Here is a 19,112-nt window from a genome sequence, read left to right as displayed (position 1 = left end):
TTTTTACCATTAGACTACCACTTACAGCGTTTGACCGGGCGGCAGCAAGGATTCTTGATATCACTGCCACAGTCATATTCTTCCACAATATACTCATTTCGAGTAGATTGCGTCACAGGGTAGTAGTTTTCAATTCTTTTGATGTTTTTATTGACGTTTGTGATATGAGTTGGATGAATTTTTCTGATCGTTTGTACATTTGTTGTCGTGTTGACAATTTGACGTGTAGGGGATACAACCGTTTCAACTTCTCCATGATTCCCTCTGCGAGGCCCAAAGAAAAAATTGTCTAATCGATTCCGGCTCATCTCAACACCCCTTCAAGTTGTCTTTCACTTACACTCTATCGTATGTCAGAGGCACGATTAGTGATTAGATGCTTGTCTATTTTTGATAAAATCCGCTGGTGATCTAGTAGTCTCACCCTTTACAATAGGACAATTTTAACATATTATACAAATGATCTCTTGTGAAGGAAAGGACATTCATTGATGAAAACAAGACATAAGCTTTTTTCATTTTTCATTCTGCTTGTCGTGATGATCACCCTTCCCTTGCTGTCGCCTATGGTTTTTACAAATGCGACTGAAAGAGGAGCGATACGGCATGCCATTTATCAAGAAGGCTACCCTTACCAAAGCTATTTTGCTATTTTGCAAAAAAAGGACGATGTAGACCCTCAATATGGTCAGCTGTATGATGTGTATTGGCAGGCTTGGAAAAGTGAGACGGGAATGACGCCTTCCGTCTGTTATTCAAAAAAGGTAGAAGACCATGAATATAAGGTAAGCTGCGGAACTGCACCGTAACATTTTTCAATAACTTTAAAATAAGAGGTGAACGATTTGATCAACACAACACAAACCATCGAACGAAACAAACTGGACATTGCACTTGAACTGACGCAATTGCATTTGAATCGATATGAAGCAAATCATCCTGATCAGCTGAGTGAAATTTATGCGAAATATTATGCGCTTCTTGAAGTGCTGGACGTATCCTCACCTGATCAATTAATGGATTTACTGCCAGATGAACTGAAACAAATACTTGATTAAAAAAGCCATCTATCCACACAGGATAGATGGTTTCTTTTAGACTCGTGCAGCCATATCGGTTTCGATTTGTTCTAAGCTTCTTCCTTTTGTTTCGACTAATACAAAGCGGGTGAACAACAGGCCAATTAAGCAGATGACCCCAAATGAGGAGAAAATGACGCCAAAGCTGAATTGGTCAGCCAAGATTGGGAACACAAGGCCAACTGCTAATGATCCCGTCCAGTTAAAAGCAGAGGAAATGCCCGCTCCAATACCCCTGACAGAAAGTGGGAAAATTTCACCAATGATAATCCATGTGATCGGTGCCCATGAGAAGGCATAGCACAAAATAAAGCAACAAAGTGAAATCAATGTGACCCAGTTTAATATGCCTTCACTCACTCCGAGCGCACCTAATGCCGCTGGTGCAAAGAAAGACAGGGCCATCCCCGTTCCCCCAACTGTGAGAATCGTTCGGCGGTCGAACCGGTCGACGAATTGTAAAAAGATCACGGTCGTCACAACAAATATGACACCAACAATGACGGTAAAACCTGCGGCAACTTGCGGAGCAAGACCTACATTTCTTGCGATACTCGTTGCATAATACACAATGGAGTTCGCCCCCTGTATTTGCTGGAGTGTCGCCATTCCGACCCCAATAAAGAGAGCCATTCGGAATTTCTTTTGAAATAATTCACGAATGCCTGAGCGTTCTTCTTTTGCCACTTCTAAAATTTCTTGCATTTCTGCTTCAATCTCTTCACGAGATGAACGAAGTGATCCTAATACTTCACGTGCCTTATGAGCCATTCCGTGTTTAATTAAATATCTAGGAGATTCAGGAAGTTTCAGCATGCCAATATAAAGCACGATCGCAAATAAAGCAGCACTTCCCAGCATCCAGCGCCAGCTGTCTGGAATTGGTTCAAACACAAATGCGACGATATAGCTAAGCAATAATCCACTCACAATCATCAGCTGATTCAGGCCGGACAATTTCCCGCGAATTTTGGCCGGAGCGATTTCAGACATGTAAGCAGGCACGAGCGATGAGGCTGTCCCTACAGCTGTTCCTAAGAAAATCCGGGCAATGGTTAATGAGATTTCTTCTGGTGCAATGGCTGAGCCAAGCGCACCGACAAAAAAGATAATTGATGACACCAAAATGAGCTTTCTGCGGCCAAACTTATCCCCCATTAGACCGCTTAAAATGGAACCAATGATTGCCCCGCCCATTAGTGAAGAGACGACGATGCCAAGCCATAACGGGCTGAGCTGAAATTCTTCCTGAATGTGCCCTTCCGCCCCTGCGATAATACCAATATCATATCCAAATAAGATGCCTGCAAAGGACCCGAAAAAGAAGATAAATTTACTTGATACTTTTTTCTCCAAGTGGATGACCCCCCTCACTTAATAAACCGCTTTCATTTCTCCCTGCCATTCTACCGTTCACAGTAGAATGCATTTCACCCTTCTTTATAAAACCACATATTCTGCATTCACAAGCTTTGCAAAATGAACAATTTGATCAACCGTTAAATTGAGAGATACGACTGTATGATGACCTCCGCCGTGCTTAATCCATGCTTTGACGCCATCTTGAAAGTTCGGTTTGATTTTCCAGAGGACTCGTGCCACCGGTAAATGTGGTGCTGCTTCCTGCGGCTCAAAGGCTTCCACTTCTTGAATCAGCCATTTGAAATGTGTTCCAAAATCAGCAATGGAGACAACAACGCCCTCGCCTGCTTTTCCATCAAACACAAGACGTGCTGGGTCTTCCCGGTTTCCAATGCCTAACGGAGACACGACAATGACAGGTTTTGTATGTGCAAGCACTGGATCTACTTCTAGCATATGAGATTGGAGCACTGCTTCCTGACCAGAGGTCATTTCATATGTGTAATCTTCCATAAAACCAGTCGATTGATGATGACTCATCACCTTTAATAAACGATCCAGTGCGGCGGTTTTCCAATCGCCTTCACCGGCAAAGCCATACCCCTTTGCCATGAGGCGCTGAACAGCTAAACCCGGAAGCTGCTTCATGCCATGTAGATCTTCAAAGTTTGTCGTAAAGGCATTGTAGCCACCTTCATCTAAGAAACGTTTGATGGCAATTTCATATCTTGCTTGCACTTTTACACTTTGTTCCCATTCTTCTGCCGAATAGCTCCCATAATCCACGTCATATAACGTTAAGTACTCAGCAAATAGAGCATCAACTTCTGCTTCCTCCACGGCATTTACATAATTAACAAGGTCGCCAATTCCAAAGTAATCAACGGTCCAGCCCAGCTGGATCTGCGCTTCAATTTTATCCCCTTCTGTCACCGCAACGTGGCGCATATTGTCACCAAACCGGGCCACTTTGATCTGGAAGCTCTCATGATAAGCAGCCGCAACGTCCATCCAATCAGCGATTTGCTGCTTCACCTCCTGCTTTGACCAATGACCTGCAACGATTTGGTTTTGCTTATTTAAACGTGCATTGATATAGCCGTACTCTCTGTCTCCATGTGCCGATTGATGGAGATTCATATAGTCCATATCAATCGTGTCCCACGGAATGTTTTCATAGTATTGCGTGACGAGATGCAAAAGAGGCTTTTGCAAAAGAGACGTACCACGTATCCACATTTTTGCTGGAGAAAACGTATGCATCCAAGTCATCACACCGATGACCTCATCACGATAGTTGACCTCTTTCATCAGCTGTGTGATTTGATCCGCACTAACCGCCAGTTCCTGCAGGATAATTGGATAAGGCAGCAAACCGCTCTCATTTAAGGCATCTGTTATCTTTTGCGCATCTGCCTTCACTTGCTTCAGTGCCTCGTCCCCATATAAGTGCTGTGAACCGACGACAAACCAACATTCTTTCTTCTGACTTGTTAACATAGAAATCCCTCTTTTCTTTATCTTGAAGGTTTTTGTCCGTAATACGCATGTGTTCCATGCTTTCTTAAATAATGTTTATCTAAAATCACCTGCGGAAGAGGCTCCGCATATTCGTTCAATTGCTTTGCAAACAGGTTCATTTTCGCTACTTCATCTAAAATGACACTGTTCATTACCGCACTTTTTGCATCTTTTCCCCACGTAAAGGGCCCATGACCTTGTAGCAAAATACCAGGAACCGCCATGATATCTATCTGTCTTTTCTCAAACGTTTCAATGATCAGGTGTCCTGTTTCCACCTCATACCCGCGATTCACCTCTTCTTCTGTGAGAAATCGAGCGCACGGAACAGGTCCGTAAAATGTATCGGCATGTGTGGTGCCCATTGCTGGTAAATCAAGTCCAGCTTGCGCCCATACCGTTGCCCACATTGAATGGCTATGTGAAATGCCGCCAATTTCCTCAAAGTGTTTGTAAAGAACAGCATGTGTGGCAGTATCGGAAGAAGGATTGAATTCCCCCTCGACCACTTGACCGTCAAAATCGACCACGACCATGTCTTTTGCTGATAATTTGTCATACGCTATGCCGCTTGGCTTAATGACAAACAGTCCACTGTCACGATCGCACGCACTGACATTGCCCCATGTAAATTTCACAAGTCCGTACTTTGGTAGATCTAGATTCGCTTGAAACACTTCTTCTTTTAACCGCTCTAACATACAGGTGCCGCTCCTTTCTGTGGCGTCAAATGTTCTACTGCCGCTTTTTCTATCGGGAGTCCTTCTTGATAGCGCTTTATAAATTCCTCAAAACCTTTAACATCCAGTGGATCAGGATCAATAAGCTCTTCTAATGTATGGGCAAACACTTGATGCCTGAGAAAATGGCTCAGTGTTTGCTGCTGGTGATTGAGCATATACGAAGCAAGGACCGCCATCCCAAACGCACCGCCTTCTCCCGCCGTTGATACGACGGATACAGGTGTCCCAAGTGCAGCAGCGACCATTTTTTGCCCAACTATTGGTGTTTTAAATAAACCGCCATGTCCTAGTAAGCGATCAATCTTGACTTGTTCATGTGCTTTTAAACGATCCATCCCAATTTTCATTGCGCCAAATGCAGAGAAGAGATGCGTCCGAATGAAATTAGCAAGGGTAAACCGGCTTTGAGGAGATCTAACAAAAAGAGGTCTTCCTTCTTTTAGTCTCGTAATATTTTCACCAGAATAATAGCCATAGCTTAAAAGCCCGCCCCCATCATGATCTGCTTCTAAAGCTTGATTTAATAGGGTTTCGTACAATCTTTCTGTTTCAACTGGCTGACCCATTGCTTCAAACGCTTCTCTGAATAGATTCATCCAAGCGTTGAGGTCACTTGTACAATTGTTGGCATGAACCATCGCGACTGGCAGGCCATCTGGTGTCGTGACAAGGTCCACCTCTGGGTACACACCTTTTAGATGATGCTCTAACACAATCATGGCAAACACAGATGTCCCAACTGAAATATTCCCTGTCCTCTTTTCCACACTGTTTGTTGCAACCATTCCTGTTCCTGCATCACCCTCTGGCGGGCAAAAAGGGATACCTGGCTGCAACTGTTTACCTTGGTCTAAAATCGCTGCTCCAGCTGCTGTTAACACACCAGCTTCTTCGCCTGCTAAATAGATGCGCGGCAAAAGATGACGAAGCTTCCACGGATAGCCTTTTTCTGCAATCAATGCTTCAAATTGATGAAGCATCACTTCGTTGTAATCCTTCGTTTTTTCATCAATGGGGAACATTCCCGACGCATCGCCAATTCCGATGGCCTGCTTCCCTGTTAACAGCCAGTGAATGTAGCCTGACAAAGTGGTCACATACTCTAACCGGGACAGATGTTTTTCCTCTCCTAATATCGCTTGATATAAGTGAGCGATGCTCCATCTTTCTGGAATATGAAATTGGAATACATCTGTTAGCTTTTGACTCGCCTCGGTCGTTGTTCCATTCCGCCACGTTCGAAACGGGACGAGGACTTCTCCTGTATGATGACAGGCGACATAGCCATGCATCATCGCAGATATCCCGATGGAGCCAATGGTTTGAATCGTCACCCCATACAATTGTGCTGCCTGTTCTTTCATCTGACGGTACGCCACTTGAAGACCTGTAATGATCTCAATTAAATTGTACGTCCATATTCCTTCTTGAAGAGAACTTTCCCATTCAAATGCACCTTGCGCAATTGGCTGAAACTCTTCATCTATTAAAATCGCTTTAATTCGTGTGGAACCAAATTCAATGCCCAAAGATGTCCGTCCTTCTCTAATGGCTTTGGCCGTCTTTTCACGATTCATTTTGTTCACCTCCAAGATGATAGCGGTTTCAAATATCTTTTTCATTTGATTCATCTTTACCTGTGCACAAAAACAATATAATATTTGTACGTACATATGTCAATAATAAATATAGTTGTGCATACATAATTAGACAAAAACTTTCATATTCTCTAAGGAACAGACGATAGACACTGTAAGCGCCTGTTTTTGATTAAGCAACCATGTTAAAATATGTCCATACAAGTTCTTCTCAACCCGAGTAGAGGATCAACTGTGAAAGAAGTGAAACGATGAAAAAGAAGTACCAGATCATTATAGATGATATAAAAAGCAAAATACTGACAGGGGATTACCGGATCGGGGAGCGTATTCCAACCGAATCAAGCTTACAAGAGATGTATCAAGTAAGCAGACATACGGTGCGAAAAGCCATCTTGGAATTATCGAGTGAAGGTTTTTTACGAAGCGAAAAAGGCTCAGGCACATTTGTCACCAATCAATATCAAACAAAACCTGCTGGACATGCTCATATGAAAACGATTGGCGTCATCACCACATACATATCCGATTACATTTTCCCGTCGATCATTCGGGGCATCGAAAGCCGATTAAATGAAGAGAACTATTCTTTGTTACTGGCGAGTACAAATAACGATGTGGACCAGGAGAAAAAAGCTCTTGAAATGATGCTGTCCTTTGGTGTGGACGGATTAATTGTCGAACCGACAAAAAGCAACTTATATAATCCAAACATTTCGTACTACCTATCCTTTAAAGAACAGGATGTCCCGCTTATTATGATCAATGCCTACTATGAGCAGTTAGAGGTCCCCCTCCTTTGTTTGGATGATGTAAAGTCCAGCTATTTAGCGACAAAGGAGCTGATCACCTCTGGGCATCAGCACATTGGACTGATTTCAAAAACAGATGATTTACAAGGAAAATATCGAATGAAAGGCTATATTCAGGCACTCGGTGAAGCGAAGCTCAATTTCCTACCAGAGCATGTTCTTTTTTTCGATACAGAATCGAAGCAGTATTTAGGGGATCATATCAAAACCTTTTTACAAGCGCACCAGCATGAGCTGACAGCCCTTGTTTGCTATAACGATGAGGTAGGATTAGAAGTAGCAAATGTATGTAGTGAAATAGGTTTATCTATTCCAGATGATCTTTCCATTATTGGACAGGATAACTCGTATATTGCCCAAAAAAATGCCCATGTGAAACTGACAACGCTGACACACCCTCAAGAGCAAATGGGACGAGATGCGGCAGACTGGATGATTAAAAAAGTACAAGGGAAAAAGAACCTGCCTGATCAAACATTTTATGAGCCTGAACTCGTTCCTGGTGAAACGATTAAAGAGCTGAACACAAGAAAAAATGAGCCCTCTTCATAGGAGGCTCATTTGGCTTTAGGCTCTTGTTCAAGCATATTCATCACGTCATAAGCAATTCGGTCGGGAGAGTCTTGCGTGATACGATTGCGATAGTTAGACAAGACGACCACTCCTGTTTTTGAATGTGGGCGGAAGCCCATGAAGCTGGAGAAACCAGAAGTGGCACCATTATGGCAAATCAATCCCGTATCATCTATGACCCACCCGAGTCCCATTGACATGTTTTTACCTATCTTCACCTTTGGCTCGTGGGTCATTTTCCATGGAGAAGCGGCGTCTGCACTCATATGTGCAGAGAGAAATGAAAGCAAATCAGTGACCGTCGACCGAATCGCACCAGCCCCTTGATAGTCATGCATCTGAAGCGGAGGAACCTCTTTTCCATTCTCTTGATGACCGAGGATCATCTTCTCTTGGATCTCCTCCTTGATCGTAATAAAGGTGTTCGATAGTTTCAGCTCATCCACGATATATTCAGTCAGCAGCTCTTCATATGTTTTGTGAAGAGACCATCCCATGATCAACCCGAGGAGTCCCATCCCTACATTGGAGTAACGAGATGGGTATTCTTTTCGCTCATTCCATTTTTTCGAGTGTAACAATTTCATTAATTCATCGAGGGAGTATTGACAGTACATATCTCTTCTCACTTTTGGAAGGAACCTTAGTTGTAAATCTCTGAGAAAACGATATGAAGGAAGTCCAGACGTATGGATTGCCAGCTGTTCTATTTGAATGGGGTGATTCTTTCTTATTTCAGGACAATACAGTGAAATGGAATCGTCTAGCTTCATCTGCCCTTTTTGAATCATGCTTGCCAATATACTTGTCGTAAAGACTTTTGAAATAGAGCCGATTTCAAAAATGACCTCCTCAGGCTGGACGCGCTGCCGTATGGGGTGATCTCCGAAATGAAAAACATGTCTTTCTCCTTGATGAATCAGTCCGATCACAAGCAGTGCCTGTTTCTTTTTCTCCGTATAAGAAGAGGCAATTCGCTGTACTTCTTGTTTGAGCATCATCAATGGATCATCATCCTTCCCCTTCATTTTGATCTACAATCAATTGATCAAGCTTTGTATAAATGGATGTCAATGTGTTGATCTCTTCGAGGCTTAATTTTGAATAGTATTTTTCAATGATCGCAAGTTCTATCTTTCTCATATTCTCCAAGTACGTCTTTGCCTTTTCAGAAAGTTCAACGTGCAATTCTCGACGATTTTGCGGGTTGATGCTGCGGCGAACCCATTCTTTTTTTTCAAGCGTGTTTAACAACTGGCTCACAGCACTTTGGGTGATGCCTAGTTGCTGAGCAATTTGAATAGGTGAGCTTCCCCCTTTTCGCTCTACGAAATCAAGGACAATATGCTGCTTATCAGTTAACTCATCTACAAATAACTCTTCAAACTCTAATCGGAGCTTTTGATGGATGCGCGCTTCGATTTGGTTTAATTCTTGAATCATCGTTGTTTTGGATGTCACTGTCATCACCTTCATAATTAAGATAACTTAAGTATAAAGGTGTATTAATTATTAATCAACAAAAATCCCTATCTTTTATCAAAGATAGGGAAAATGCCGATTATAATTCTTCTTTTGGCGAGGGCACTGCACATACGCCATCTGCACATGCTTCTTCAAATGAAGCATCAGCCGCTTTCTCCGTTTGCGCTGCCTCTTCTGTCCAAGCCGTTTCAAGTGCACGAAGGAACGTATCTGCTGGCTGTGCACCAGCAACCGAATATTGATCATTGATCAAGAAAAAAGGCACAGCAGAAATCCCGAGCTGTCTTGCTTCTTTTTCGTCTTCTCGCACATCGTCTGCAAATTCTTGCCCGTCTAGAACCTTCTGTACTTCGTTCTGATCAAGGCCTGCTTTTTCTGCGATATCTAAAAGGGTTTGACGATCACCAACATGCTTTCCATCTGTAAAATACGCTTGAAACAGCTCTCCCATGACGAGATCGCCTTTTCCCATTTTTCCAGCATATTGAGCGAGCTGGTGGGCATCAAAGGTGTTTGTCAAAACGAGTGGATCGAATTGAAAATCGATTCCTTTCTCCTTGCCCGCCTGTTTCACCTGTTCATTCATCGCGATGGCCCGGCTACGGCTCATGCCATATTTTTTGACAAGCATATCATGCACATCAAAATCCACTGCAACAGGTGCATGCGGATCAAGCTCAAAGCTTTTAAACTCTACTTCTACCTGTTCTTTATGAGGGAATTGCTCAAGCGCTGTTTCCAACTGTTTTTTTCCTATATAACAAAAAGGACAGGCGATATCTGACCAAATTTGCACTTTCATCTTCATCTTCCTTCCGTTGCTTACGTTTTTTCTTTTGAGATGTAACTATTATAGTTACATCTTATCCTATATGTCAAGTGATCCTTCTTTTTAAGTACCATGTATTAAAAAAACCTTTCCTTCAAAAAAGGAAAGGTTTTCATCACGGCTATTCTAAGTTCGCATGGTGACCGTACATTTTATGGGTGTCGAGCTTTTTCATTTCCATCAATCTCAAGATGACCGCATCGTACATAAGAAGCAAAGTTTGCTCAAATAATGAGCCCATCGGCTGAATCGTATGATGATTTCCTTCATGTTGATCCTTTGGCGCACCTGAAAGTAAGATGACTTCATCCGATAGATCAGCTATAGGTGACTCAGCTGAAAGCGTGAACGACGCCACGCTTCCGCCAATCCCCCTTGCCTTTTTCGCGAGCACAAGCAGCGTCTCTGTTCGGCCAGAACCGCTCCCTACAATCAATAAATCCTCAGATGTAAAAGCAGGCGTATTCGTTTCACCGATCACATAAGCTTCGACACCAATATGCGTGAGTCTCATCGCAAACGATTTCCCCATCAAACCAGACCTGCCAGCCCCTGCGACGAAGACCTTTCGAGCCGCTAAAATGCTTTTGACAAGCTGCTCTGATTGTTCGTCTTGAATAGCGGGCGAGTGCTCAGAAAGCTCGCTTAGAATGGCTCTCACATAGTCACTTATTTTCATGATTGTGCAATCAACTGCTTCATTTGCGCAGCCACTTCTGCTTTATTGTCTTGAGCCGCAATACCGCCGCCGACAATAATCAAATCTGGATTTAATTTGACGACTTCAGGTAACGTATCAAGCTTAATACCACCTGCAATCGCTGTTTTCGCCTGTTTGACCACTTGTTTAATGGTCATAAGGTCCGCAAATGAGTTTTGACCAACCGCTTGCAGGTCATAGCCTGTGTGCACGCAAATATAATCTACCCCAAGCTCATCCAGCTCTTTCGCACGGCCGGCGATATCTTTGATCCCAATCATATCAACTAAAATTTGTTTCCCTCTTGCTTTTGCTTCCTTCACCGCTCCTTGGATAGACATATCTTCCGCTGCCGCAAGAATCGTGACGATATCCGCTCCAGCTTCAGATGCCTGCTGCACTTCATAACCGGCAGCATCCATAATTTTAAGATCCGCCAGCACACGTAAATTCGGAAACGCCTGTTTGACTTCTTTTACAGCACGAAGCCCTTCGTTGATCACAACAGGTGTCCCAATTTCCACCACATCAATAGACGCTTCTACTTCTTTGATCAGCTCGATCGCTTCTGGTATATTCACTAAATCTAACGCTAATTGTAATTTCATGAACGTTCACTCCCGTTTTTTCATCTCATCTTCAAGAGCTCCGTGAATAGGGCTTCTTGAACGATGAAATGAGTATAACAACAGGATGGAAGCAATCCAAGTACGCACTTTTTTTTTACATACTATACTTTTTCGCATATGGTTACAAAAAAGACACTGTCTTTTCGACCAGTATCTAAACGTACTGACAAATCCTCGCATTCGGTGTCAAGTCTGTGTTGTGATGCCGCTCCAGTACCGTCCTTCCTAAACTGCAAAGGTTTTCAAGTCACGCTGAAAAGAAAACAAAGAGCTAAAATAAAATGATTTTAGCTCTTTGTCTACATCTATCGTCTTTCTATTTATCATCCTTTAAAAAATTGCTGTCGAGATATTGTTTGCCCCAATCATACATCGCCTCTAAAATCGGCATTAAGCTTTCTCCGAGTTCTGTGAGAGAGTACTCAACCTTTGGCGGAACGACAGGATAAACCTCCCGATGCACAATATGATCTTCCTCTAATTCTCTTAGCTGATTGACAAGCATTCTTTGCGTAATCCCAGGCATTAACGACTTTAACTCACCAAACCGTTTTGTCCCTTCTCTGCCAAGGTGCCATAAGATCAGCATTTTCCACTTCCCGCCGATAATATTCAGCGTCAGCTCTTTTTCGCAATTGAACACTTTATTTTCCATTCGTGATGACAACGACATTCACTCCTTTAATCTCAAACCACTTTATCATATACTTCAGCAAAATGGATTGCCCTAGCATGCAGTCTTTGTTATTGATTTTGTTTTTTGACGAAAGCCATCACAGCCTTCGTCATCTCTTGCGCTTCTTTTGGCGCTCTGTCAGATCCAAACCATTTATTTAAATCACTGTGGCTCAGCGAATGAACCCGAAAAACAAACCGTGAGCCTTTCTCATGATTCAGTTTTTCTGCAAATCGGTACACCTCAGGGTTTTCCCAGCCTGTGACCAAATAAACAGGCGGTACATTCGTTTGATTCATATAAGTGACCGGTGATGCCTTTGTCCAATTCTCCTCTTGTTTGCCAAAGACTTTTTTGTACGATGGGATAGCTTGTATAAATTGATTGAGGTTTAACGGTCCGTCTAGAACAACAATGGAATTGATCGTTTTTGGCGACAGCCCCACACGTTTCAAGTAGGTCGAATCTGTGGCAACCAGCGCCGTCAAATGACCGCCCGCTGAGTGACCCATGACATTGATTTTTGACGAATCGATTTGATATTCATCTGCATGATCCTTCACCCATTTAATAGCGCTCGCCGTATCATCTGCCATCTGCTCGAAGTTGGCATCAGGGTGAAGCCTATAATTCATTGAAACAAACACATACCCTTGACCCGTAAAATAATCAGCTTTTGAAGCGACTCTATTCTTATCGCCGCCTGTCCAGCCTCCGCCATGGAGATAGATCATGACTGGATGCTTCTTCTTTTTGTCTTCATCTTTTCCCTTTGGCATATATATATCCAGTGTTTGCTGTTTGTTTTGTGTGTCTGCATAATGGATGTTTGTCGTCGGCTTAGGCTGGTTGAAACGGAACACAAAGAATGCGCATACCAATAAACCAGCGATGACCGCCGCAAATAAGAGCCATTTCATGATTCGATTCAATGTCATTGCACCTTTCTATATTGGGATGGGGAAGCATGATTCGCACATATGTAGAGAGACTAGCCCGATTCATTTGAAACGACTTGTATGACTTGAATCGTTTCACAATAAAAAGAAAAATACTGTTCTTCATAATCTTCGACAAAGTAATTCAAATATTCCCAGCCTCTATCCAAAAGTTGAATGTTCAAAAAAAGAGACGAATCGTTTGTTAACTCCAAATCTTTGATTTGAACAGAAGAGACGTTGGTAAATTTCAGATGAATGTCTGCTTTATGGGTTGCAGATTCGTATGGGATGTGTAGATGAATACCGTTGATCAAGTCGTAATGTTCATTATACTCTTTAAAGTAGTGAAATTCATTGATTTGCTTTAGATGGTTGATATTGAAATCAGGGATTTGTTTCTGGACTTTTTCATCTAAAAACCATGTCATCGTTTGTCCTCCAAGAGGTTATTGTAGAAGTGCAATGATTTGTTTTCTTGTTTCTTCATGGTATTGAACATAGGAGTGCAGTAAAGGATATGATTCAAGGATCTCTTGATACGATTTGATTTGGGGATATTGCTCTTCAAATGACTGACGCAGCACGTTTAACTGTTTTTTCGGTATTCGTTTATGATCGACCACATAACTTAAGCTGCCTGCAACAAGTGAAAAAAACATATAAAAATCATCTGAACATATACCAGTTTCCTCTTCAAAAGAGACGATTTCATCTGGATAAGATAAATCTAATAAGTATTGATAACGTTGTTTTACATCATCGAATAAACCTTGTTTATCACGGCTGATTCTCATGGTTTTTTCCTCAATCTCTCATTGTTTTTAATTCTTATTTAGACGCTAATGAGATCTTCCTATAAACTGCAAATAAATTCTTGTGAATCGAAACATACGTTTTTCGATTCTATTGCGAGTAACATCCCATTGATGTTAAATAGAAAATTTGTATTTGAATCAAATTCTTCAAGAAGTACATTTTTAAGGTTCCCTATCCCATTAGGATGGTAACTACATTCAAAAATTTGCCAATTCATCTCTTCTTGTATCAATTCTTCAAATCTATCATTACCTTCACCCCCATTATAATAAAGACTCGCCATATTCATAAATCGTATTTCATGTTGAGTAACTTTATTTAATTCTGATACTTTTACGCTCAGTATTAATTCTTTATGAAACAAATCAAATGTGACTCCGAGTACATTACAACCCCCATCTAGATAATCGATCCATTTTTGTACACTATTAAACATCTCATTCACTCTCCTATTTTTTCAGGATGAACTCTATTCTTATCGTGTCACGGAGTTTGTAAATATTCTTCAAATGAAATAAAGTCCGCTTTTTTTCGAAATTCGCTTAAGATTTTCTGATCTCCTGTAAAAATAACATCTGTCGAATCAAAAAATCCGATTTCAAACACGGCTTGAGGGATAACGGGTGTATAATTTACGTTCCAATATCGTTCATTATCTTCAATTTGAGGTATTGAAATAATATTCAAATGATCTATATGACGAGGCAATGCGGTCAAAACAGCGAAAATAAAAGAATAAGAATAGTCATGTAAGAATTTTTTGAAATGTTCACCCTTCAGAAATAAAAAATCCGTATAATCCGGCATGACTTCTGAATGAGATTGATTATTCCGATCATGAAGCATTGGGAGTGTCACATCACTTATGACCCAATGATACTCTTCTACGTTTAAATTGATTTTCTTTATTAATTCATTTACTTCGAATAGATTTTCCTCTTTTGCTAATACGATTCTCATTACTTGCTCCACCTCACCGATTTAAAACATCAGACGAAACTAAAAATATTCCACAGTATCAAAATCTGACCATAATCTCCAGTCAGTGTTCGTGTTTATATTTACAATGCATGTTGGATCTTGATAGATCAAACTCTTCGCAACCGATTGAAAAAAAGGAGATTGACTAGGGAGTTGGCTATGCGTTTCTGGATGAAACCATGATTCAGTTGTGTAGAGCGGTTTATCATATACATGCTGAACGATGTCAAATTGTTCTTGATCTGTCATCCATAAACTATCCAGCAAATCTTGATGTTTGGCCATTTCTCTTAACAAAGTAATCCATTCATTTTCCTCTGTTACATCAGCTTGGCATGACTCTGGTATTTGAACATGAAAATAGTCTCCATTTAATCTAATCCGTAAAGGATGCTTTGTGAACCCATGTTCTATCTCATCATCATCTATTATTTCATGATGATGATCCACGAAATCAAAAAGCTCATCCAGTAGAAAATTGATTGATCCATTCTTCAAATCATGACCAATCGCAAAAAAATCAATAGACGGTCCTAGCTTCGATAAACCGAATAATTGAATCGTGATCAGCCAATTTTCCTCTCTAGTAAATAGAGAAAGCTTCCCTTTGGCAAAATCGAAGTTCCCATTATCTAATAATGGAAACTCTTTATTTAGAAAAGACTCATCTAGTATAGATAACACACTGTCTATTTGATTCATGTCTTCCTCCTTATGAAGTTATTTCATTCTACGTTTGTATAATTTCGAATCAGTTCTTTTTTAAAATCATCAGGAAGTTTTTGATTCGGAAATACAACTGAAATCCAGCCTAATACAATCTCATCTAAAATTCTCCACGTTTTTAACAATTGTTTATTCATTTGTTCTAATTGAAGAATCGCTAGTACTCCTATCTCATAACCTCTGTCGCCATAAATGATCCATTTCGCAGAAGGGGAAACCCATATCACACGTGAAGCAATATCCATTATGCTATTATTTACACTCTCTATCGGATAATCCGTTAAGAGATCGAGGTAATCACTTGGAGTAAGGTTTAACGGTACTTTCACCCAAGGATAATAACCAAAATCATGATAATAATCATCCATGCTCTTCTGCTCATCTAATACAGCCATGAGTATATAGTCATCATGATGATTCAAAGCTAAACCTTTTAACATTTCCCAACCATCATCTGATAACAACCAATGGAATTCTTCGAATAAATAATGAGGGGTTTTCGTTTTCAACACTTGATCAGGGAATGTCTTCGTACTGTGAATGAGCGAATGAACAAACGATAGAACATGTTCAAATTCTTTTGGATCGGATATAAACAAATGTTTCACTTTATGCTCCTTTCATATCTTCGGGTAAGTCTATCATCAGTCATTAATAATCCATTTCACCGCTTGTAACATGACGCATAATGAGAGAGCATTTGAGTGTAATAATCATTGAATGTTTTTTGATCCTTCAATAATCCTTCAAACCAATTTGCTAAAACAGGGTGATCCATTGGTTTCCACCCTTCTTTTAATAACCTATTTTTCACAGAATCTTTTGTTGATACCATTCCTATGATACAAATTTCCATATCTCTATCTGCCCAAATCGCCCACTGCAAAGAATGAGCTAACCAGACAACTATATTCGAATTCGTGATTATATTATCCGCTATGGAACCTTTTGGGTGCATCCATAGTGCATTTACATAATCCTCACCTGAAATGTTCACACTCGCTTTCAGCCAATGATAATAACCAAATTCCTTCAAATAATAATCAATTGGATCTGGTTGAAGGACTGCAGTCAAAAATTCTCTATCTTGTGTAACAGTTGATAACTCTTTTATGGTTGGTAAAATATCATCACTCAATGCCCAATCAAACTCTTGAAACAAAAAACAATCAAATGTCTTACGAAAAACTTGTTGTGGCAGCTCTTTATTTGTTTCAAACACATGGTCTACTAAATTCTGATAGAATTTGAACTCTTTTTCTGAACGAATAAATAAGTCTTCAAGCCGTTTCAAACAACTACCTCCACTCTTGTCGAACTAGTAGTTTTTTAATTCTTCCTCTATATCTTCTTTTAATGTTTGAATTTCAATTGACACCGAATTATTTCGATTATAGAAAATGGACGGATTGATTCCATCTGCTAACATTCCCGGCAGCCACTCTTCTATAAAATCGTCTAAATCAATCATTTCTGGCACTGTTTTTTCCCATTGGTCGATCGCACAATAAGCGGCATGTTCCTCTGTCGGCCAAAAATGAAGCTGCGGTACACGATGTTCATCCTCTGACATCACCCACCCCTTCTCGTTTCTTAATGACCAAACCTCTTCAAAATCAACAATCTTTTTGATGAAATAGTCATAACGCTTTTTCGCAGGTAATTGGACGGTGGTTTCTAATTCTTTCGGATGCATGGACATTGCGTCACTCCTTTTATTTATAAATGGGCTTAATCATAAGAATTTAGCAAGCTCATATATAGGAACTATTTGTATTCTTCTAACCAGTCATTCAAATCATCTACAGGATGTAAGTAAGAATTAGGTGAATCTTTCAAATCAATTCCACTTAAAAGAATCAGCATATCCCAAACTTGATCATCGTCTATTTCTGGATCGTCTGCAGAAACGTAAATTTCAGCCCAATCAGACACTTGTTCTCTTGTGATCGTCCCCTTTAAGACATTTCGTATTTTATTTAAACAGTCTAGCATTTTTGGTTCAGCCATTTATTACACCATTCCTTTCTCAAAACTCATTTTACGCTGTAAACTGCCTATATTTCATATTTAATAATATCCTCCATTGACATACCTTTAAAATATAATGAAAGAATGCTTATAATAGTGTATTCGCCAAGCATACCAATCGGGTTAAATATCATTTTAGCGGTTTTTGGATCAGCAACCTCTAAGGACCTAACAGGTGCATCGTGACCTTCTTTACCCTTGCTTACATAATAATTTCCATCTCGGTATTCCACGAATTTCAGATTTTGAAGATCCTCTTCTTTTATAAAATCTTGATTTATTTTTGTGATGACTTTCCATGAACCACTTAAAAAGCCTGTCAGGCCTGTATTTGCAACGAATAGTCCTTTCTCTTTTTTTATCAATTGTTTTAACTCATTTTTTTCTATTCTTTCATCAACAAACAAATCATAGTATTGGATTAAAATATCATCATATTGATTTTTCCCCTCACCCGAAATGATCAAAGCATAGCTCAATTTCCCAACTTCTTTTAATGGGAGTTCAAATATAGCTCCTGGTTCTACTTTACTTAAAGTTTTTACTTTTTTAGTTGTTATTTTAATATCCGTTACTTCTTTGTCGTTTAAATCATCAAAATAGTGACTACCTCCATTGTTTAAAGCCATCATAATTGTCAAAAGCATCTCATCAATCGTTGGCTTTCTCTTCAAATGTTCCTCAGTCATTTCATAGAATTGTTCAATCGCTTCTTCAAAAATATCTAATCCATCATCACCAATTATGATGTTCTTTTTCTTATGTACTTCTTCCCAAAAGCCCATTTAGAATACCCCCTTTATATATTGTGTTCTTTATGTTATTCTCATTTTGCTTTATCACGATAAACGTATACTTGTATAAACTGTTTTATGTGCACGTTTGAAAAGTGCCACTTCATGATCCGTTAACCACTTAAGCTCTCTCATATGATAGGAAATTTCTTCTAAATAAGTATCGGTTTTTGCAATTAATTTTTTATCTAAGATATTTCTTTTATTGTCTTCAACTACAAGATAAAGAGTAAACTGTTTTAAATCTAATTCGATAAGTGGGTAAGCTTTTCTTTTTTTATCGGGACTTAGTTTTGTTCTCCCTTTAATCTCCGCTTTATATTCCTTCTCTTTCATTTTCTTAAATGTCGCTTTGACTAGCTGACTGTCCCAATTTTTCAGTTCACACAGATAGAGTATCGCTTTTTCCAAAGTATCTGCTAAGATCTTTTTCTTATTTGTTGCATTTTCAAATTCACTGTAACGGAAGGGTACTTCCAGCACGTACGTATTTTTTAAAAATAAGATGTCTGGTTCATCTTTTAAAGTACTAATTAATTTGTAGTCTTTAAAAGACCCACATATCAAAACAATAGCCTCACAATCTTTCGTTTGAAATTTCTTTTCTAATTCGTATAAAAACATTTCAGTCATACAAAGGGATTGGCTGGCTAAGTTCCCACGATCTTCACCTGACATTAATTGTATATTTTTCAAATGCACTTCTTGTAAGCCTCCTAATAAGATTGTGAATGTTTGCTCACTCTTTTTTCAAAACTTGCTTTCTTAGGTGTAAATGCTCTATCTCATTCCCATTAAAATGCCCTTTCTTCCCTT

26 protein-coding genes are annotated in these 19,112 nt (G+C 39.9%); 3 read left to right on the top strand and 23 right to left on the bottom strand.

The genetic code is table 11. The features are described from left to right. Nucleotides 1–14: 14 nt before the first annotated feature. Nucleotides 15–308 carry a CotD family spore coat protein gene (locus ES896_RS07860; protein WP_017358055.1) on the bottom strand — a complete coding sequence of 98 codons (294 nt, stop codon included), beginning with the start codon at nucleotides 306–308 and terminating at the stop codon, nucleotides 15–17. Between the two features lie 183 nt (nucleotides 309–491). Here ES896_RS07860 and ES896_RS07855 point away from each other — a divergent pair, with 183 nt between their 5' ends. Continuing rightward, on the top strand, nucleotides 492–809 hold the full coding sequence (locus ES896_RS07855) for a hypothetical protein (protein WP_025207665.1): 318 nt from the start codon (nucleotides 492–494) through the stop codon (nucleotides 807–809). Nucleotides 810–845: 36 nt separating this feature from the next. Then, complete coding sequence (locus tag ES896_RS07850; protein WP_017367657.1) at nucleotides 846–1,058, top strand: hypothetical protein; 213 nt, start codon at nucleotides 846–848, stop codon at nucleotides 1,056–1,058. Nucleotides 1,059–1,094: 36 nt separating this feature from the next. Here ES896_RS07850 and ES896_RS07845 read toward each other — a convergent pair whose 3' ends face one another. The 4 genes from ES896_RS07845 to ES896_RS07830 all read right to left on the bottom strand — a co-directional run bounded on the left by ES896_RS07845 (nucleotide 1,095) and on the right by ES896_RS07830 (nucleotide 6,282). Then, nucleotides 1,095–2,435: a sugar porter family MFS transporter gene (locus ES896_RS07845; protein WP_007501378.1), complete on the bottom strand. Its 1,341-nt coding sequence runs from the start codon at nucleotides 2,433–2,435 to the stop codon at nucleotides 1,095–1,097. 84 nt (nucleotides 2,436–2,519) lie between these two features. Further along, entirely contained in the window at nucleotides 2,520–3,941 is a 1,422-nt protein-coding gene (gene araA / locus ES896_RS07840) for an L-arabinose isomerase (protein WP_135226681.1), read from the bottom strand. 17 nt (nucleotides 3,942–3,958) lie between these two features. After that, nucleotides 3,959–4,663 carry an L-ribulose-5-phosphate 4-epimerase gene (locus ES896_RS07835; protein WP_135226680.1) on the bottom strand — a complete coding sequence of 235 codons (705 nt, stop codon included), beginning with the start codon at nucleotides 4,661–4,663 and terminating at the stop codon, nucleotides 3,959–3,961. After that, on the bottom strand, nucleotides 4,657–6,282 hold the full coding sequence (locus tag ES896_RS07830) for a xylulokinase (protein ID WP_099496621.1): 1,626 nt from the start codon (nucleotides 6,280–6,282) through the stop codon (nucleotides 4,657–4,659). Before ES896_RS07830 ends, ES896_RS07835 begins: the two co-directional genes overlap by 7 nt. A 272-nt stretch (nucleotides 6,283–6,554) precedes the next feature. Between ES896_RS07830 and ES896_RS07825 the strand changes: the two genes are divergently transcribed. After that, a complete protein-coding gene (locus ES896_RS07825; protein ID WP_135226679.1) occupies nucleotides 6,555–7,667 on the top strand; it encodes a GntR family transcriptional regulator in 1,113 nt (370 codons plus the stop codon). A gap of 5 nt (nucleotides 7,668–7,672) precedes the next feature. Here ES896_RS07825 and ES896_RS07820 read toward each other — a convergent pair whose 3' ends face one another. The 18 genes from ES896_RS07820 to ES896_RS07735 form a co-directional block, all read right to left on the bottom strand. Further along, nucleotides 7,673–8,689: a serine hydrolase domain-containing protein gene (locus tag ES896_RS07820; protein ID WP_205687765.1), complete on the bottom strand. Its 1,017-nt coding sequence runs from the start codon at nucleotides 8,687–8,689 to the stop codon at nucleotides 7,673–7,675. Nucleotides 8,690–8,699: 10 nt separating this feature from the next. Beyond that, nucleotides 8,700–9,155 (bottom strand): MarR family winged helix-turn-helix transcriptional regulator, encoded by a 456-nt coding sequence (locus tag ES896_RS07815; protein ID WP_202394234.1) that lies wholly within the window; start codon nucleotides 9,153–9,155, stop codon nucleotides 8,700–8,702. Between the two features lie 94 nt (nucleotides 9,156–9,249). Next, complete coding sequence (locus tag ES896_RS07810; protein WP_135226677.1) at nucleotides 9,250–9,975, bottom strand: DsbA family oxidoreductase; 726 nt, start codon at nucleotides 9,973–9,975, stop codon at nucleotides 9,250–9,252. Nucleotides 9,976–10,123: 148 nt separating this feature from the next. After that, nucleotides 10,124–10,681, bottom strand: coding sequence for a 6-phospho-3-hexuloisomerase (hxlB, locus tag ES896_RS07805; RefSeq protein WP_057079286.1), 558 nt, complete (start codon nucleotides 10,679–10,681; stop codon nucleotides 10,124–10,126). Continuing rightward, nucleotides 10,678–11,310: a 3-hexulose-6-phosphate synthase gene (gene hxlA / locus ES896_RS07800; protein ID WP_007501390.1), complete on the bottom strand. Its 633-nt coding sequence runs from the start codon at nucleotides 11,308–11,310 to the stop codon at nucleotides 10,678–10,680. The genes hxlB and hxlA overlap by 4 nt, the downstream gene beginning before the upstream one ends. Before the next feature lie 337 nt (nucleotides 11,311–11,647). Then, nucleotides 11,648–12,004, bottom strand: coding sequence for a transcriptional activator HxlR (gene hxlR / locus ES896_RS07795; protein ID WP_012010675.1), 357 nt, complete (start codon nucleotides 12,002–12,004; stop codon nucleotides 11,648–11,650). A gap of 71 nt (nucleotides 12,005–12,075) precedes the next feature. Next, nucleotides 12,076–12,945: an alpha/beta hydrolase gene (locus ES896_RS07790; protein WP_135226676.1), complete on the bottom strand. Its 870-nt coding sequence runs from the start codon at nucleotides 12,943–12,945 to the stop codon at nucleotides 12,076–12,078. Between the two features lie 53 nt (nucleotides 12,946–12,998). Next, nucleotides 12,999–13,376: a hypothetical protein gene (locus ES896_RS07785; RefSeq protein WP_135226675.1), complete on the bottom strand. Its 378-nt coding sequence runs from the start codon at nucleotides 13,374–13,376 to the stop codon at nucleotides 12,999–13,001. Nucleotides 13,377–13,394: 18 nt separating this feature from the next. Beyond that, entirely contained in the window at nucleotides 13,395–13,742 is a 348-nt protein-coding gene (locus tag ES896_RS07780) for a YxiJ family protein (protein WP_056705333.1), read from the bottom strand. A 59-nt stretch (nucleotides 13,743–13,801) separates the two neighbouring features. Continuing rightward, nucleotides 13,802–14,200 (bottom strand): YxiG family protein, encoded by a 399-nt coding sequence (locus tag ES896_RS07775; protein ID WP_135226674.1) that lies wholly within the window; start codon nucleotides 14,198–14,200, stop codon nucleotides 13,802–13,804. Nucleotides 14,201–14,247: 47 nt separating this feature from the next. Further along, complete coding sequence (locus tag ES896_RS07770) at nucleotides 14,248–14,724, bottom strand: hypothetical protein (protein ID WP_017358069.1); 477 nt, start codon at nucleotides 14,722–14,724, stop codon at nucleotides 14,248–14,250. Between the two features lie 39 nt (nucleotides 14,725–14,763). After that, a complete protein-coding gene (locus ES896_RS07765; RefSeq protein WP_135226673.1) occupies nucleotides 14,764–15,447 on the bottom strand; it encodes a DUF7003 family protein in 684 nt (227 codons plus the stop codon). 23 nt (nucleotides 15,448–15,470) lie between these two features. Next, nucleotides 15,471–16,079 (bottom strand): hypothetical protein, encoded by a 609-nt coding sequence (locus ES896_RS07760; protein ID WP_135226672.1) that lies wholly within the window; start codon nucleotides 16,077–16,079, stop codon nucleotides 15,471–15,473. A gap of 56 nt (nucleotides 16,080–16,135) precedes the next feature. Continuing rightward, nucleotides 16,136–16,765: a hypothetical protein gene (locus tag ES896_RS07755; protein ID WP_041090861.1), complete on the bottom strand. Its 630-nt coding sequence runs from the start codon at nucleotides 16,763–16,765 to the stop codon at nucleotides 16,136–16,138. Nucleotides 16,766–16,789: 24 nt separating this feature from the next. Continuing rightward, the gene (locus tag ES896_RS07750) at nucleotides 16,790–17,173 is read right to left on the bottom strand and encodes a DUF2750 domain-containing protein (RefSeq protein ID WP_080987804.1); all 384 of its coding nucleotides are present in this window, start codon (nucleotides 17,171–17,173) and stop codon (nucleotides 16,790–16,792) included. 65 nt (nucleotides 17,174–17,238) lie between these two features. Further along, nucleotides 17,239–17,481, bottom strand: coding sequence for a DNA-binding protein (locus ES896_RS07745; protein WP_046526837.1), 243 nt, complete (start codon nucleotides 17,479–17,481; stop codon nucleotides 17,239–17,241). 47 nt (nucleotides 17,482–17,528) lie between these two features. Next, the gene (locus tag ES896_RS07740) at nucleotides 17,529–18,287 is read right to left on the bottom strand and encodes an Imm26 family immunity protein (RefSeq protein ID WP_048003295.1); all 759 of its coding nucleotides are present in this window, start codon (nucleotides 18,285–18,287) and stop codon (nucleotides 17,529–17,531) included. Between the two features lie 54 nt (nucleotides 18,288–18,341). Beyond that, nucleotides 18,342–18,998 (bottom strand): hypothetical protein, encoded by a 657-nt coding sequence (locus ES896_RS07735; protein WP_135226671.1) that lies wholly within the window; start codon nucleotides 18,996–18,998, stop codon nucleotides 18,342–18,344. Between the last annotated feature and the right edge of the window lie 114 nt (nucleotides 18,999–19,112).

The organism is Bacillus sp. 005/A4HT-01/001, from assembly GCF_004634445.1.
GTDB classification, from domain to species: Bacteria; Bacillota; Bacilli; order Bacillales; family Bacillaceae; genus Bacillus; species Bacillus altitudinis.
Note: the sequence above shows the minus strand (reverse complement) of the source record. Positions and strands in the feature narration are given on the sequence as shown.